Genomic DNA, 13584 nt, shown 5'->3' with positions numbered 1-13584 from the left:
GTAATTCAAAAGCAGGTAGCGAGTTTACTTGGCCGGCGCGCATGACGGCCCCGCGTCCTACAGCGGGAGCGTGGAAGCTTTTTGGGATAATCCGCCGCTGATGCGCCATGTCCCCAAGGGCATCGTCCGGTATCCAATCCCTCACAGCGCATGAACACTCCTCCGACAACAGCCCATGCCGAAGCCGTCGCGCCCGACCATTGCGACGTGCTCGTGATCGGCGGCGGGCCGGCCGGCTCGACCGCCGCGGCGCTGCTGGCGCAGCAGGGCCGCAAGGTGGTGGTGCTCGAAAAGGAACACCATCCCCGCTTCCACATCGGCGAGTCGCTGCTGCCCGCCAACGTGCAGCTGTTCGACCGGCTGGGCCTGCGCGAGGAGATCGAGCGCATCGGCATGCCCAAGTGGGGCGTCGAGTTCGTCTCGCCCGACCATGACCACACCGCCATGGTCGAGTTCGGCGATGCATGGGACAAGACCATGCCCTATGCCTGGCAGGTCCGGCGCTCGGAGATGGACGAGATCCTGTTCCGCAACGCCGCTGCCCGCGGCGCGCAGACGATCGAGGGGTGCCGCGTGCGCGACGTGCTGTTCGACGGCGAAGGCGCGACCATCACCGCCCAGCTCGATGACGGTGCCGTGCGCACCTGGCGTGCCCGCTTCGTGCTCGATGCTTCCGGCCGCGACACCTTCCTGTCGAACAAGTTCAAGGCCAAGCAGAAGAACCCGCGGCACAACAGCTCGGCGCTGTTCGGCCACTTCCGCAACGCCGATCGCCTGCCGGGCAAGCTCGAGGGCAACATCACGATCTTCTGGTTCGCCCACGGCTGGTTCTGGTACATCCCGCTGGCTGACGGCACCACCAGCATCGGCGCGGTGTGCTGGCCCTACTACCTGAAGTCCCGCACCAAGCCGCTCAAGGAATTCTTCGCCGACACCATCGCGCTGTGCCCGCAGTTGCTCGAACGCCTGTCGCAGGCCACGCTGGTGGACGATGCGGTCTACGCGACCGGTAACTATTCGTACACAAGCACCCACTGCAGCGGTGAGCGCTACCTGATGCTGGGTGATGCCTATACTTTCATCGACCCGGTGTTCTCCTCCGGCGTCTACCTGGCCATGTACAGCGCCTTCGAGGGTGCCGAGGTCGTGGCCACGGCGCTCGACCGTCCCGCCCAGGCCGCGGCCGCACGTCAGCGCTTCGAGCGCGACATGCGCAAGGGCCCGCGCGAGTTTTCCTGGTTCATCTTCCGCGTGACCAACCCCACCATTCGCGAATTCTTCATGTACCCGGAGAACCCATTCCGCGTGAAAGAAGCACTGTTGTCACTGCTGGCCGGCGACATCTACGGCAAGACGCCGATCTGGCGCTCGCTGCGCGTGCTCAAGACCCTGTACTACCTGGTCTCGGCCGGCCATCCACGCCGCACCTGGCTGGCTTGGCGGCGGCGACGCAGCAACATCCGCGACCTCGGGCCGCTTGCCGGCGAAAACGTGGTCGAGGCACGGTGAGCGCGCGCGACTTCCACGGGGTGCCGCCCCTGCGTGTCGAGCGGCTGTCTCTGTCCGAAAGCCTGGCCCTGCCCTCCGGCGGGCATCCGCCCTTCGGCGCGCTCGGCTACGGCACGCCCGGTCATTTGGCCTGGATGCCGACGGTGAATGCCCGGGTGCTCTCGGATGCCGGCGCCATGGCCGATGTCTGGCACGCCAGCGAGCACATCGAATCGGGCACCACCGGCGTGGTGCGCTGGCGCTGCGACGGGCACTGGATGCTGGGCGCCATCGACCTGGACGAAGCGATCGAGGGCGCGGGCCTGACTCAGCTTGCCCACCGCGCCTACCACGACCTGTTCCAGGCGCTGGCGCAGACCGGCTGCCGGCACCTTCTGCGCATCTGGAACTACCTGCCTCGCATCAACGCCGACGGCGGCGGGCTGGAGCGCTACCGCCAGTTCAACCTGGGCCGTCAGGAGGCCTTCGTGGAGGCCGGCCAGTCTGCCTTCGAGGGCGCACCCGCGGCCTGTGCGCTGGGCATCCACCAGGGCGCGCTGTGCATCCGCTTCCTGGCCGGTCGCGTCGCGCCGCTGCCGGTGGAGAACCCGCGCCAGGTCTCGGCCTACCACTACCCGCCCGCCTACGGCCCGCGCTCGCCCACCTTCTCGCGCGCGGCACTGGCCGAGATCGGCGGCGGCGACGTGGCGCTGTTCATCTCCGGCACCGCCAGCATCGTCGGGCACGAGACCGTGCACCTCGGCGACGTGCGGGCGCAGACCGAGGAAACCCTGCGCAACCTGGAGGCCGTGATCGCCGCCGCCAACCAGCGCGGCTCCGCCCGCTTCGCACTGGAGGCGATCGATGCCGTGGTCTACGTCCGCCACGTCGCCGACGCGCCGGCGGTGCGCGAGATCCTGACGCAGCGGCTGGGCGCCGCCTCCCACACGATGCGCCATGCGGTCTACCTGGAGGCGGACATCTGCCGCCAGGACCTGCTGGTGGAGATCGAGGCCCATGCCGTCGCCGGCGGTTCACTGGGCGGCTGAACGCACGGGTTGCCCATGAAGCGCCTCCTGCGCTGGATCCTCGCCATCCCGCTTGCCTTGATGCTTTACGCGCTGCTGCTGGTGCTGGGCGGCATCTCTCTGCTGTGGAACCTGGTGGCGATGCTGCTCTACCCCGTGCTGCCCGCAGGAACGGGGCGCACGCTCGGCCGAGCCGTGATCGCCTGGTCCTACCGCGCCTTCTGGGGGACCGCCTCGACGCTGGGCATGATGCGCATCGATGCGAGCTGCCTCGACGCGCTGCGCGACGAGCGCGGCCTGATCTTCGTGGCCAACCACCCCACCATGCTCGACGCCCTGCTGCTGGTCGCACGCCTGCCGCGCAGCGCCTGCATCATGAAGGCCGACCTGATGCGAAACATCTTCCTCGGCGCCGGCGCGCGCCTGGCGCGCTACATCCGCAACGACTCCGCCCGCACCATGATCAAGCTGGCGGTGGAAGACCTCCAGGCGGGCGGCCAGTTGGTGATCTTCCCCGAAGGCACGCGCACGGTCACGCCACCGCTCAACGCCTTCCGCCCTGGCGTCACCCTGATCGCCAAGCTGGCCCAGGCGCCGATCCAGACCGTTTTCATCGACACCGACTCGCCCTACCTCGCCAAAGGCTGGCCGCTGTGGCGCGTGCCGCCGCTACCGATCGTCTTCACGCTGCGGCTGGGCCGGCGTTTCGCACCCCAGCAGAACAGCGACGCCCTGCTGGCTGAGATCGAACAATACTTCCGACACCCGATGGAACAGCGCGCCAACGACGCGCAGCCCGCATGCCAGCAGTCTCGCGCACCCACCTTGTCCTGATTCCCAGCTACAACACAGGCGAGCGCCTGTTCTCCACCGTGAGCGCGGCGCGCGCGCAATGGAATCCGGTCTGGGTGGTGGTCGACGGCAGCACCGACGGCACCGGCGAACGGCTGCAGCAGATGGCGGCCGGCGACCCGGGCCTGCGCGTGTGGGTGCTGCCCCGGAACCAGGGCAAGGGCGCGGCCGTGCTGCACGGCCTGCGCGCGGCGCAGGAAGCGGGCTTCACGCACGTGCTCACCATGGATTCGGACGGGCAGCATCCCGCGGACCTGATCCCCGCGTTCATGCAGGCCTCGCAGGCACGGCCGGAGACCATGGTGCTGGGACGGCCCGTCTTCGACGCCTCGGCACCGCTCCTGCGGGTGCGCGGACGCAAGGTCTCCAACAGCTGGACCCAGCTCGAGACCCTGTTCGCTGGCATCGGCGATTCGCTCTACGGCTTTCGCGTGTACCCGGTGGGCGCGCTGATCGCCGTCATGGCGCGCCAGCCCTGGATGCGCCGCTTCGACTTCGACACCGAGGCGGTGGTGCGCCTGGCCTGGCGCGGCGTCAAGCCCGTCAACATCGATGCGCCGGTCAAGTACCTCACGGCCGAGGAAGGCGGCGTCTCGCACTTCAACTACCTGCGCGACAACACGCTGCTGACCTGGATGCACGCCAGGCTGGTGATCGAGTTCGTGTTCAGACTGCCCGATCTGCTGCAGCGGCGGCTGCGGCGCGCGCCGCCGTTCCAGCGCTAGACCATTCCGCCGTTGATCGAGATGACCTGGCCAGTGATGTACCCGGCCTCCTCGCTCGCCAGAAACGCAGTCAGCGCCGCCACCTCCTCCGGCCTGCCCGCCCGCTTCACCGGCACCAGCTGATCGATCAAGGCCTTGTCGAAGGCCCCGTCCGCCATGGGCGACGCGATGATCCCAGGCGCGATCGCGTTGACCGTCACGCCGCGCGCCGCCACCTCGAGCGACAGCGCCTTGGTCGCGCTGTTGAGCGCGCCCTTCGCCGCGGCGTAGTTCACCTGCCCGCGGTTGCCTGTCAGCGAAGCCACCGACGACATGTTGATGATCCGCCCCCAGCGCGTGCGCAGCATCGGCAGCAGCAGCGGCTGCGTGACGCGGAAGAAGCCGTGCAGCGAGACGTCGATCACCTTGTGCCATTGCGCCGCACTCATGCCGGGCAGCACCGCGTCATCGTGAATGCCAGCGTTGTTGACCAGCACCTGTACTGGCCCGCCCTTCAGGATCGTCTCGCAGGCCTGGCGCGTGGACTCGTCGCTGCCGAGGTCGAAGACATGACACTCAGCCCGGCCGCCCGCGGCCGTGATGGAAGCCGCCAGCTGCTCGACGGCCTCCGGCCTCGAATTGGCATGCAGCAGCACGACGGCGCCGTCGCGCGCCAGGCGCTGCGCGATGGCTGCGCCCAAAGCACCACTGGCACCGGTGATCAGTGCACGTTTTCCGTCGAGGCTCATGAGGATGTCCTGCCTTCCGTGGCAAGCGGCGTGTTGAGCACGACCACCGCGCGGCCTTCGGCCAGCGCACGGCCCGCTTCGTCTTTCACCGCGAATTCGTAGAGGATCTGGCTCGCGTCGCCGGAGACGCGCTGCGCATGCACCTGCAGCGCGCCCTCGATGCCGTCGAGCCGCGTGACGGCCAGCCGCACGTTGCGCGCGCTGGCCAGGAACCCGGCCGAAGGCTCGCTGCCCTCCTTTGCAATCAGGCCGCCGTGCAGGGCCATCGCCTGCGCCGCGTACTCGATCGCATTGGGCGACAGCAGGCCGCCGGCCGTGCGCAGGGGGTTGTCGGCCTCCCGATGGCTGCCGGTGCTGCAATGGATGTGCTGTGCGTCCCAGGACTCCAGGCGCTCCAGCAGGCACATGCTGCCGCTGTGGGGGATCAGGCGCGCAATGCCGGCGCGGTCGAGCTGTTGCGGTGCACTCATGACGACGAAGACTCCTTGCCGGCATCGGCCACCAGCAGCACGTTGGCAAAAGGGGTGCCCTCGCTCATCGGGATGCTCAACACCGGTGAAAAACCGAGGCCCTGCAGCAGCGCCGTCCACTCGGCCACGGTGCGGCCCCAGGTCGGCGACACCTTGTGCCCGCGGATGCGCGTGACCGTGCGGTCGACCCACTGGCTGACGGCGAAGCCGCGCCGGCTGGCCATATCGCCCACGCGCAGCAGCAGGCGGCCGCCGGGCTGCAGCGCGCCGCGGACCCGCCGCAGCACGCGCTCCTGCGCCGCATGGTCCACGTAGTGCAGCACATCGAGGATCACCACCAGGTCGCAGGCCGGCATCGCGGCCGTGCACATGTCCTCGCATACGAAGCGCGGCCTGGGCTGAAGATGGCCGATGGACGCCTCGGCACGCGCCACGTCCTTCGGCATCAGCTCGATACCGGTGTAGTCGGCCCCGGCCGGCGTGGCTGCCCACGTCGCGGGCCAGCGGCCGGGCTCCCTCTGCATCGCCGCCATCGACGACAACAGGCTGGCGAACAGGCCCTGGCCGCAGCCGATGTCGACCACGCGGCGGCGGCGCTTGCCGATCAGGCCCCGTTCGACGAGGCCGCGGAACACCGGGTCGCGACCCAGCTTGCCGCGGGCGAAATGCCAGGCGAAGTTGCCGGCCTTCCTGTACGGCGCGCTGGCCGCTTCATGCAGTTGGCGCCAGGCGGCGTCGGTGGAAAGGCTGTCGTTCATGCGGGGGTCAGGGCTTGCGGCAGGGTCACGGCGCGCAGGCCGTCGGTGCGCAGGCGTTCGAGCAAAAGAGGCAGGACCTCGAGGATCACCGGCCGACCAGCCGCCGTGCGCGCGGCATGGCCGTCGTGCAGGAGCAGGATGTCGCCGGCCTTCAGGTCCCGGGTGAGGCGCGCCAGCACGGTGACCGCATCGCGCTCGCGGGTGTCGAAGCCGCGGCGGGTCCAGCTCACCAGCACCAGGCCGAGGCGGTGCAGCACGGGCGCGAGGAAGGGGTTGCGCAACCCGGCCGGCGCGCGGAAGCAGATCGGGCGTTCGCCCGTCACCGCTAGCAGCATCTGCTGCGCGCGCTCGATTTCGGCCTGGAAGCCACGCGGCCCGAGGAAGGAAAAGTTGTGTCGATGGCGCGCCGTATGGTTCTGGATGCTGTGGCCGCGCGCCACGATCTCGCGCGCGAGTGCGGGATGCGCCTGCACGCGCTCGGCGATGCAGAAGAAGGTGGCCCGCTGCCCGTGCGCGTCGAGCAGGTCCAGCACCTGCGGCGTGACCGCGGGATCGGGCCCATCATCGATGGTGACTGCGATCTCCCGGCGTGCGGCCGCGGCATCGGGCAACCGCGTGATGTTCGGCCCCAGCAGCTGGCTGCGCGGCGTAAGGCCGGCGGCGGTGATCAGCAAGTGGTTGAGCACCACGGCAGCCAGGGCCCAGGGCCATGCGCCCGGAACGAACAGTGCCACCGCCAGCGCCACCAGGTGCCAGAGCGCGCTGGCGCGCACGAAGACCGGCCAGGGCCAGGTTCCGGAGGCAGGCGGGCTCGAAAACATGGGCGACGATTCTCCCATCAGCGCGATGCCGCTTCCGCCCGCACGGGCCCACGCGCGAAGGCAGCCGACAGCAGCAGCGCGAGCAGCGCGCCGGGCGCCACCACGCGGCCAATGGCAGAGAGCGCGGGGATGTCCGAGATCGCGATCAGCGTGAAGGACACCACCGTCGTCAGGTTGGCCAGCAGCAGCGAGGCCAGCGTGTCCTCGTCGGCCCGGCCGGTCTCGCGCAACTGGTCGAAGAAGAGCGCGTAGTTGGAGCCCACGGCTACCACCAGCAGCAGGCCCACCAGGTGCAGGATGCCCAGCGGCACCTGCAGCAGGGCCAGCCCGCCCAGCGTGAGCAGCACCGCGACCAGCAGGGGCTCGCACACGGCCAGCAGGCGGCGGCCCGAGCGCAGCCAGGCGCCCAGCAGCAGCACCACGGCGGCGGCGCCGAGCATCACCTGCACGAAGGCCTCGTGCAGGTAGCGCCGGTACAGGCTGCGCAGTTCGTCGCCGACATTGACCACCTGCACCTCCGGCATGCCTTCCAGCGCGGACGCGAGGCGGCCGGCATCGAAGCGCTCGCCAGGATGCAGCGCGATCAGCGTGGACCATCCGCCGCCGGGGCGCTCGAACATCAGGGCGCTCACCACCGCACCCAGCGGGCCACCGTCGAGATCCGCGCGACGGACCATCGGCTGGCCGCGTGCAGCCTCCACGTCGGCCAGAAAAGGCGCCAGCCGCGCCGCGGGCAGCGGCAGGCCGCGGGTCGCCTCGGCGAGGCGGGTCTTCAGCGTCGCGGCATCGGGCAGGCTGGCGACGCGCGCCGCCTGCGCCGCCTCGCTGGGCAACACGCGGGTCACGCTCTCGAAGCCGGCGAGCTCGCCCTGCCCGACCAGCGCCTCGAGCTTCGCCGCGGCCGCCTCCGTGTTGCGCAGCGCAGCTTGTTCGTCGGCGCCGCGCACCACCACCAGAGTGCCGCCGTCGCTGGCGCCGATGTCGGCGCGCAGTTCCTCGTCCAGTTTCTGCGCAGCCTTCGGCACCGGGCTCATCGCGCTCAGGTCGGCGCGCCACAGGTGGCCGCCCTGCCACAGCACCAGTGCCAGGGCCGCGATGCCCAGGCCGGCGAAGATCCAGCGCAGCCGCGGCAGCGCCCGCACGATCAGGCCGGCGATGTGCGCCATCTGGCGCCGCATGCCCATGCCGGCCGCACCGTCCGGCGCCAGCACCGGCAGCACGAAGCGCGCGACCAGCGCGGCGGCGACCAGGCCGGCCAGCGAGAACACACCCAGCTGCGCCAGCCCCGGAAAGCCCGAGAACACCAGCGCCGCGAAACCGCAGACCGAGGTGAGCAGGCCCAGCCGCACCGTGGGCCAGTGGATCTCGCGCCAGCGCATCCATCCGGTGCCGGCGACTGCGGCGCCGCGCGCCTGGATCAGGTAGTAGATCGCGTAGTCCACCGTCTCCCCGATCAGCGTGCTGCCGAAGCCCATGGTGAGCCCATGCACTTCGCCGAAGACCAGGGCCACGGCCGCAGTCCCGCCGACCACGCCGGTGGCGACCGGTAGCAGTGCCACCACCAGCGCGCGCGGCGAGGCGAAGGCCAGCAACAGCAAGGCGCCCATCACGATGCCGCCGACGGCCGCGAGATGGATGGCCTCCTGCTTGATCTGGTCGCGGCTCTCGACCGAGAACACCGGCGCGCCAGTGAGCTGCAGGCGCGGACCTGCACCCTTCATCGCGCGCGTGGCCTGATCGAAGGCCTGGTGGATGCGGGCGATGGCCTGTGCCTGCGCATCCAGGTCGCTGCCGGCCGCGTGGGTGGTGGCCAGGATCAGGGCGCGCGGCGCCGTGCGCGAGACCCACACGCCCTGCTCGCTGCGCGGCGAGCTCGCCGGAATCAACCCTTCGGCGATGCGCTGCGTCTCCCCGGTGGGGTCGCGCTCCAGCAGCGGCTTGACCAGGTTGCCGGCCGGCGTGCCCAGCAGCGACAGGGTGTAGCCGATGGCCTCGCGCAGGCCCTCCGCGGTGAAGCGCTCGGGCGCGATATCGGGGGCGAGCCGGTAGCGGTTGTCGAACAGCCAGGTGCCGGCCTCCTTCCAGTCGCCGGTCTCGCCGTTCTGTACCTGGTCGAACAGCTTGCTCTCGCGCATGGATGCCGCCACCGCGCGCGACACGTCGGCACGCTGCGCCGCGTCGCGCCCGCCCTCGATGCCGATGAAGAGCGTGCGCGAGGCGATGCCGCTCTGCAGCTGCTCGATCAGCACGCGCTGCCGCTCGTCCGGGCTCTCCGGCAGGAAGGCCGAGAGGTCGGCGCTGAAATGCGTGCGCGCGATCAGCGCGATGCCGGCCGCCAGCGCCAGCAGCCAGACGACGATCGCCAGCGCCATGCGCCGACGGTTCGATGTCGGTGCCTCCCGCGCCGTCACGACGCGCCGCGCACCGGCGTGATGACCATGACCGAGCGGTCGCCGCCGATGAATTCCATCTCGACGCCCAGCACCTCGCCCGCCTTGCCGTTCAGGCGCAACGAGCGCACCTGGGCCGCGAGCTTGTCGTCGATGGGCACCAGCTCCAGCGCCCACTTGTCGGACGTGCCGGTGAGCGTGCTGCGGAAGTAGCGCTGCAGGGTCTGCGCGTTGCCGTTCAGCGTGCTGCGCATGGCCTCGACCATGCCGAGCAGCTCGGGCATGCTGTCCAGCGTCAGCGTGCGCGTGCGGCCGCCGCGCGACAGGGTCAGCATGTTGCCATCGACCGTCATCGTCTCGGCCCGCGGCGAGACCGTGCGCCGGGTCAGCTTGTCGGGCGCCTGGAAGCTCAGCGTGCCGCTCGCATCCAGCGGGCCTTCGAGGCCGCGCACGAAGCGCTGCTCGGTGAAGCGCGCCTCGCCGTTCTTCTGCTTCGCGAGCAGGCTCATCAGCTCGGGCAGATCGAAGGCCCAGGCGGACGATGCGAAAAGGGCCAGGGCCAGGGGCCCCAGCAGCCACCGGCACCAGCGCTCAAGCCGAATCTTCGAGCCAGAAATCATGGAAGTTGAACCAGTTGTAGGGGTAGGCGCGACACAGGGCCTCGAGCCGCGCGACGTAGCTTTCGAGCGCGGCGCGGATGCGGCGTTCCCGTTCGGCCGGGTCCGTGACGCGTTCGCTGAAGTCCGCCAGGAGCTCGAAATGGACATCGTAGCGCGCCCCGCCCGCATAGAGCCCCGCCATGAAGAACACCTTGCGGCGCAGCAGTGCGGCCAGCCGGAAGGGGCCGTCGTTGAAGGGCGCCGGTACGCCGAGAAAAGGCAGCGGGACGGTGCTGCTGCGCTGCGCGTCCGCCTCATCCGCTCCGGCCAGCGTGCGGTCGGCCAGCAGGCCGGCCAGGCCGCCGCCGTCCAGCCATTCGCGCAGCGCCAGCATGGCATGCGGGCGGCCCAGCGCGATGATGTGCGGGCGCAGCTCCGGCAGCGCGATCGCCTCCAGCACGGCGTTGATCTGCCGGGCGTTGTCGGGGTACATGAGCATTGCGATGCGCAGGTCCTCCGGCCGCGGCGCATGGTGCTTGCAGCCGCCCAGGGCCTCGAAGCTGCCCATGTGCGCGCCCAGCATGAAGGCGCCGCGGCCGGCGAGCGCTTCTTCCTCCACCGGCACATTGCCCTGCACCCGCACGTCGAACAGGTCCATGCGGCCGCGCAGGAAGTAGATGCGATCCAGCACGGTGGAGGCGAAGGCATGAAGCAGCCGGTAGCCGTCGGCCCAGCCGGCGCGCGGGCCGATGGCGCGGAACAGGTAGCGCTTGATGTGCCGGCGCGGCGTAGGCGCGAACAGCAGGAAATACAGGCAGACCGGATGCAGCACCAGCCGCGCGGCCGGCCGCCCGCAGCGCAGCGCGATCCAGCAGATCACGCGCAGCGCCAGCATGTTGCTGCGCTCGGGCGCGCGCGCCCAGTCGGCCTGGCGCGGTTTCGCGTCGCCGGCCTCGGGGGGCTGCGCGATGCTCATGGTTCGGGGCCGGGTGTCCAGCGGCCGCTGACGGCCACTACCTCGTCCATCCGCACCTCGAAGCGCAGGCCGCGCGAGGCACCCGTCTCGGGCACGAGGTCGATCAGGAGGCGGCTGCCCGGGCGCACCGGCGCCAGGAACTTGGCGGCCGCGAGCGTGGGCCGAGGGCCCAGCCGGGCGGCCAGCGCCGGCACGCCCTGCGCGGCCTCCAGCACCTCGGCCAGCAGCAATGCACCGGGCAGCAGGGGCTGGCCCGGGAAATGGCCGGCAAAGGCGGGATGGTCCGCGGGCACCTCGTGGCTGAGCTGCACCGGCGTGCCGTCGGAGGCGAGCTGCGCCAGCGCGAACTCGCGCAGCGCGCGCACGGTCAGCTTGCCGGTGCCGGCACGGGGGAAGGCGTTCACGTGCACCACCCGGCGCGGCACGAACACCGCTTCCAGCCGCTCGCGCAGCGCCGCGATGATGGCGTGCGCGTCCAGCGTGGGCGCCACCACGAAGGCGACCGGGCGCACCACGCCGTCGGTCACGTCGTCGGGCAGCCAGAAGGCGCCGTCCTCGACGCCGGGGATGCTGTTGAGGTGGTGGTTGAGGTAGCCCAGCGAGCTGCGCCGGCCGGCGACGTGGATCAGGTCGTTGGCGCGTCCGAGCAGGCGGAAGCGCCGATCGTCGACCAGTTCCAGGATGTCGGCCATCGGCGTCGGCTCGGGGACGAAGTCACCCGCGAAGATGAAGCGCTCGGCCCCCTCCGCGTCGTGTTCCGCATGCACACGGATCTCGCCGAAGGTCTCCCAGACTTCGCTCCGGGTCGGGCGCCGCGTCGCGACCTGGCCCGATTCCGTGCTGCCGTAGATCTCGACCAGCTGGCCGCCCATGGCCTGCTCGGCCTGGGCCGCCAGCTGCGGCGACAGCGGCGCGGTGGCCGAGAGGATCAGGTCCACCGGCGGCAGCGCGATGCCCGACAGCAGCAGCGTCTTCAGATGGAAGGGCGTGGTCACCAGCGCCCGCGGCTGCGGCACCGAGGCCAGCGCCTGCGCCACGTCGGCCGGGAAGAAAGGCCGGCCACTGTCGAAAGCGGCCCCGCCAAGCATCGCCAGCAGCGCGGAGGATTCGAGGCCGTAGCTGTGCTGCACCGGCACCGTGGCCACCAGCGTGAGCCCGGCCAGCGAGGGACGCCCCAGGAACTCGGACAAACGGCCCACCGCGGCCGCCACATCACCGACCAGCGTCTGCCACGACTTGGCATGCGGTTGCGGCGCGCCGGTGGAGCCCGAAGTCAGCAGGCTCACCGCATGAAGGTGGGCTGCGATACCGGGCACCGCCATGTCGCCCATGCCCTCCGGCAGCGCATGGCGGCGCTCGATCAGCACGCGCGGCATGCCGGGCGTGTCGAGCGCCGGGTCGTCCACCAGCGCATAGGCATGGCCGCCGGATTCGGTCAGCCGCGCCAGGGTATCGGGCCGCGCGTCGGGCGGCAGCAGGCTGGTCTGGCCGCGCACCAGCGCTGCCGACAGGCCGAGCGCGAAGTCGTAGCGGTCGCCGCAGAGGTTGACGGCCGGGCCGCCGTCCGGCAGTTGCGGCGCCAGGCGCGCCACGTCGGCCAGGAACGCGCGGGCACTGACCGGCTGGCCGGCGCGCCAGGCGAGCGGCGCATCCGGATCGCGTGGGGCCAGAAGCGGAAGAAGATCGGCAGGGCTCAAGCTCGGCTCACATTCATTGCCGCGCTGCCGGTCGGTCGGTCGGTGCGCTGTAGAAGGCGCGCACTGTATCGATCAGCCGGGTGCGCTCGAATTCGGGATGCAGACGGTAGCGCAGCAGATACTCGCCCACGAAGAGGATGCCGACCATCAGGGGCGTCAGCAGGTTCGCCAGCACCGACCAGGCTGCGAAGGGCAGGGTCGCGTAGACCACCACCGATGCCAGGGCGATCAGCGCGAAGTACGCGGTCCACACCCAGGTCACGCGGCGGGTGTAGTCGTGCATCGTGGGCGACAGCGGATGGATGCGCTGCGCGAACTGGCCGATCAGCGAGAGCCGGTCGCGCCGCAGCGTGCCGCCGAACCAGCCGCACAAGAGCGCGTTGATGCCCACGTGCTGGAGCATGTACAGCCGGTTGGGATCGCCGGCCTCGCCCCGCAGCACGAGCGCGAAGCCCAGCACGCCGGCCAGCCCGGCCACCGCCAGGCCGGGCGTTCCGAAGCGGCTACCCGCCAGGCCGAGCGCGGTCAGCCACAGCGGCCCGAGCAGCACCCCCACCGCCCAGGGCTCGGCGGCATGGAAGAGCATCATCCAATGGGAAATCCCGGCATAGCCCACCCCCGCGAGCAGCAGGAGCGCCATGCGCCATCGAGACATGGATCAGGAGTCGCCGCGGTTCTGGGCGACGTGGGCTGCGAGACTGCGCAGCGACTGGAAGATCTGCTGGTTGCGCTCGTCGTCCGAACGCAGCTGGAAACCGTACTTGCGCGAGACCTCGAGCGCGACTTCCAGGATGTCGATCGAATCGAGCCCCAGGCCTTCGCCGTAGAGCGGTGCCGTGGGCACGATCTCGGCGGGCGCGATCTCCAGGTTCAGCGATTCGACCAGAAGCACGGCCAGCTCGTTCTCCAGGGCGGACTGTTCGGGCGCATCGCCGACGGCGGAAGGGGAAGACTGGGCTGATGACAAGAGCAACTCCGGGGAACTTTTGATGAACTATCGCACGGGGTCGGAATTATAGGAGCCGCCCTTGGATAGACTGCGCCTGAGTCCA

The 13584-nt window shown here is 70.5% G+C and carries 14 protein-coding genes; 4 read left to right on the top strand and 10 right to left on the bottom strand.

What is annotated here, in order from left to right; translation table 11 throughout:
* Window positions 1-150: 150 nt before the first annotated feature.
* Genes A8M77_RS13740 through A8M77_RS13725 form a run of 4 tightly spaced genes read left to right on the top strand, consistent with a single transcriptional unit; the run spans window position 151 to window position 4093 of the window.
* Entirely contained in the window at window positions 151-1509 is a 1359-nt protein-coding gene (locus A8M77_RS13740; protein ID WP_086922069.1) for an NAD(P)/FAD-dependent oxidoreductase, read from the top strand.
* The gene (locus A8M77_RS13735) at window positions 1506-2537 is read left to right on the top strand and encodes a chorismate transformation enzyme, FkbO/Hyg5 family (protein ID WP_086922068.1); all 1032 of its coding nucleotides are present in this window, start codon (window positions 1506-1508) and stop codon (window positions 2535-2537) included. The genes A8M77_RS13740 and A8M77_RS13735 overlap by 4 nt, the downstream gene beginning before the upstream one ends.
* 15 nt (window positions 2538-2552) lie before the next feature.
* A complete protein-coding gene (locus A8M77_RS13730; protein ID WP_086922067.1) occupies window positions 2553-3350 on the top strand; it encodes a lysophospholipid acyltransferase family protein in 798 nt (265 codons plus the stop codon).
* Window positions 3317-4093, top strand: a complete 777-nt coding sequence (locus tag A8M77_RS13725) for a glycosyltransferase family 2 protein (protein WP_086922066.1) — start codon at window positions 3317-3319, stop codon at window positions 4091-4093. Before A8M77_RS13730 ends, A8M77_RS13725 begins: the two co-directional genes overlap by 34 nt.
* Here A8M77_RS13725 and fabG read toward each other — a convergent pair.
* The 10 genes from fabG to A8M77_RS13675 are packed head-to-tail and all read right to left on the bottom strand — an operon-like array spanning window position 4090 to window position 13499.
* Window positions 4090-4821 (bottom strand): 3-oxoacyl-ACP reductase FabG, encoded by a 732-nt coding sequence (fabG, locus tag A8M77_RS13720; protein WP_086922065.1) that lies wholly within the window; start codon window positions 4819-4821, stop codon window positions 4090-4092. The genes A8M77_RS13725 and fabG overlap by 4 nt on opposite strands.
* Window positions 4818-5291: a hydroxymyristoyl-ACP dehydratase gene (locus tag A8M77_RS13715; protein ID WP_086922064.1), complete on the bottom strand. Its 474-nt coding sequence runs from the start codon at window positions 5289-5291 to the stop codon at window positions 4818-4820. The genes fabG and A8M77_RS13715 overlap by 4 nt, the downstream gene beginning before the upstream one ends.
* Window positions 5288-6049 carry a class I SAM-dependent methyltransferase gene (locus A8M77_RS13710; protein WP_086922063.1) on the bottom strand — a complete coding sequence of 254 codons (762 nt, stop codon included), beginning with the start codon at window positions 6047-6049 and terminating at the stop codon, window positions 5288-5290. Before A8M77_RS13710 ends, A8M77_RS13715 begins: the two co-directional genes overlap by 4 nt.
* A complete protein-coding gene (locus A8M77_RS13705; RefSeq protein ID WP_086922062.1) occupies window positions 6046-6888 on the bottom strand; it encodes a polysaccharide deacetylase family protein in 843 nt (280 codons plus the stop codon). Before A8M77_RS13705 ends, A8M77_RS13710 begins: the two co-directional genes overlap by 4 nt.
* Window positions 6888-9242 (bottom strand): MMPL family transporter, encoded by a 2355-nt coding sequence (locus A8M77_RS13700; RefSeq protein WP_086922061.1) that lies wholly within the window; start codon window positions 9240-9242, stop codon window positions 6888-6890. Before A8M77_RS13700 ends, A8M77_RS13705 begins: the two co-directional genes overlap by 1 nt.
* A 35-nt stretch (window positions 9243-9277) precedes the next feature.
* Window positions 9278-9880: a LolA-related protein gene (locus tag A8M77_RS13695; protein ID WP_086922060.1), complete on the bottom strand. Its 603-nt coding sequence runs from the start codon at window positions 9878-9880 to the stop codon at window positions 9278-9280.
* Window positions 9852-10835, bottom strand: a complete 984-nt coding sequence (locus A8M77_RS13690) for an acyl-CoA synthetase (RefSeq protein WP_086922059.1) — start codon at window positions 10833-10835, stop codon at window positions 9852-9854. Before A8M77_RS13690 ends, A8M77_RS13695 begins: the two co-directional genes overlap by 29 nt.
* A complete protein-coding gene (locus tag A8M77_RS13685; protein ID WP_086922058.1) occupies window positions 10832-12532 on the bottom strand; it encodes an AMP-binding protein in 1701 nt (566 codons plus the stop codon). Before A8M77_RS13685 ends, A8M77_RS13690 begins: the two co-directional genes overlap by 4 nt.
* A gap of 13 nt (window positions 12533-12545) precedes the next feature.
* Complete coding sequence (locus A8M77_RS13680) at window positions 12546-13187, bottom strand: hypothetical protein (protein ID WP_086922057.1); 642 nt, start codon at window positions 13185-13187, stop codon at window positions 12546-12548.
* Window positions 13188-13190: 3 nt separating this feature from the next.
* Window positions 13191-13499 (bottom strand): phosphopantetheine-binding protein, encoded by a 309-nt coding sequence (locus A8M77_RS13675; protein WP_238136817.1) that lies wholly within the window; start codon window positions 13497-13499, stop codon window positions 13191-13193.
* Between the last annotated feature and the right edge of the window lie 85 nt (window positions 13500-13584).

It is taken from the genome of Variovorax sp. JS1663 (assembly GCF_002157355.1).
Taxonomy (GTDB): Bacteria; Pseudomonadota; Gammaproteobacteria; order Burkholderiales; family Burkholderiaceae_C; genus Variovorax.
This window is presented reverse-complemented; position numbering and strand designations above follow the sequence as displayed.